Annotated in this window: 2 protein-coding genes; both read right to left on the reverse strand. The window is 43.0% G+C overall.

The features are described from left to right. Positions 1–135: 135 nt before the first annotated feature. Entirely contained in the window at positions 136–1,947 is a 1,812-nt protein-coding gene (locus GX089_00035) for a hypothetical protein (protein ID NLP00860.1), read from the reverse strand. Between the two features lie 3 nt (positions 1,948–1,950). Next, a partial coding sequence (locus tag GX089_00040; GenBank protein NLP00861.1) for an ATPase occupies positions 1,951–2,409 on the reverse strand: 459 nt, incomplete at its 5' end.

Genomic DNA, 2,409 nt, shown 5'->3' on the forward strand with positions numbered 1-2,409 from the left:
CGGTACAAAGCTTATACTTCTGGAGCAGTTTTTCCTCCAGTTCTGAAAAAAACAGGCTGTCAGAATCTTCCTGAGAGAAAAGATTAGAAAATATAGCGCTTAAAAAAATGATGAAAAACCGGAGTTTATGATTCATTAGTCACCAATAAACCTTCCTGCCCAACTGCGTACAGTTTTCCCGTTAAGAATATGGAATTTGCGTAAGCGCCGCAGTGTCTCATTAGAAAATGTGTTAATGGGAATCCACAGGAGATGTTTTTTATATTTTGATGCCAGATTTCTAAGAAAAACACCTGGCTTTTTCTGTGCAATGTAGGCGATAACCCGTTCCTGGCTAAAAAGAAGTGAACCAATGGTCAGGCGTGCTGCCAGATTGGGTAGTTGCATATCTTTGGTGATTTCAAAGACATTGGGAATCTGTTTGGGGGGATAAAGAAGTGCCAGACCTCCATAATTGCATTGCGCGATTCCCGGACCGATTAGATTATCAAACGGGTCGGTGGCATAGAAGCTAAGGGTAGATTCCTCCTGATGTTCAGCATACCATGTGGCGCAATGGGGATAATCCTGATCGTGGGAATCATCAAAGATTATAATCACTGTATCGATCTTGCCCCTTGATGGTGGTATCTCCTTTACGTAAATGTCTCCGGTATGCCAGTTTCTCAATGTTTCTCTGATATCGATTCCGTCTTTAACAGAAGAACTGAACTTCTCGTTTTTGATGAAATCTTCTACCATTATTTTCAGACTTTTCTTTCTGATATAGGCATTGAACCGTTCGATGCGTACGTCTTCAGGAATATGGGAACACATTCCAAATGGATTCCAGGTAAAACGGTATTTTTTTTTGCGCTCAAGGGAAGGATCTGGTTTTATGGAAATTGTCCGCCACTGAAGATCAAAGTCACGGAAAAGATTAACTGCATCAGCTACTCCCCATTGCGGGGTACTGATCCGGTTTATTCCTATTCCGATATAATCAGAGTCCTCTTCTATTGAAATGTATGGATAATAGCGGGCGCTCTTTAGAATTCTGAGTGCAAATGAGTTGCCTCCTACCCCCTTGGCCGATTCTACTATATCAAAAAGAGACGGCATCAACCTTCCTGAGGATACGGTAAGATTCCGCAGAAAGGTAAGTGCGGCTTGAATACGTACAGGAGAAAGGGAGATGATTTCTTCTTTTTGGGTGTAATAATCATCTCTGGTTTCCCGGAAGAGGTCTTTTATGGTCTCGATCTCATCAAAGGGTTCCGCGAAAAGATCATGGCGCTCCTTTTCGTATTTACCGGTAATAAAAGGGAGCTCTCCCAGGGCAAAATAGAGATGGTCAGGGTTGATCAGTGAAGAAATTATGGAACAGTCATCATGATCTTCAAATTTCAGATTGCAGCTTTTTTCCTGGAAAAAATGGAAAACGGTACGGATAAAGGTTCTGAAGTGAACCAGAACTAAAATATTGCTGAATCTAGTCCTGAGTTGGTGAATCTGTGAAGCAATGTACTGCCCTTCATGATCATTGCCGGAGCCTTTTTCAGGGTTTTCCAGTGCTTTTAGACAAAGAGCACAGAAAAGATCAAAGCCCAGTCTGGAAGCTGCATAGGGATCGGGCAGTGCAGGAAGCGGTGTAGGTGGCTTCAAATATGGTGAACCGATACAGAAAAATGGTTTGTAATTCTGCATGGATTGCCTGACTGCTTCAATGGATGCATCGCAGGGGTCAATTGGGAAATAGAAGATAGAGTCGGAAACCGTTCTTGCTGCCAGAACACTGACAAGAGGCAGTTTGTCAATCGCACTCCCGAGGGATTGCTGGAAAACAGATGGTATATCAACTGCAATGCAGTCGAAGCTTTGCTTGAGAAAAAGCGATCTCACATATCTGGCAAAAAAAATACTGCCGTGAAGATATGGGATAATTGTTATTCCTGGGTTCAGAATCACAGATCAGTCCTCATTGCTGTCGGGATTGAGCGAGTCATCATCTGAGAAAAAGAAGTCTCCCAGGTTCATTGATGGAATGTGCTCACCGGAGAGTTTCCTTTTTGCTGCCAGACTCTCCATGTCCAATGCATCTTCTCCCAGTATCTGCACAACAGCATTCTTGAAGAGCTGTTCGGTGTCATTTGAATCACCTGAATTCTTTAATTTCAGGGAATATCTGAGCGCACTGATTCCATCACGTACAGAGTAGGGAAGATCCAGATTGTGAGCTTTCTGCAGAAAATCCACACACATCTGCAGCAGTTCTTCATCTGAAAAGGGCAGATTATACTGCAGGATTTTAAGTTCATCCTCACGGTTGGGAAAAGGAATCTGGATTCCGGGCTGAAGCCGTGACATAATGTAGTCGGGGATTTCGAATGTAGAGGAATCCTCATTCATGGTAACAGCAGCTCTGAATTC

This window comes from Fibrobacter sp., from assembly GCA_012523595.1.
Taxonomy (GTDB): Bacteria; Fibrobacterota; Chitinivibrionia; order Chitinivibrionales; family Chitinispirillaceae; genus JAAYIG01.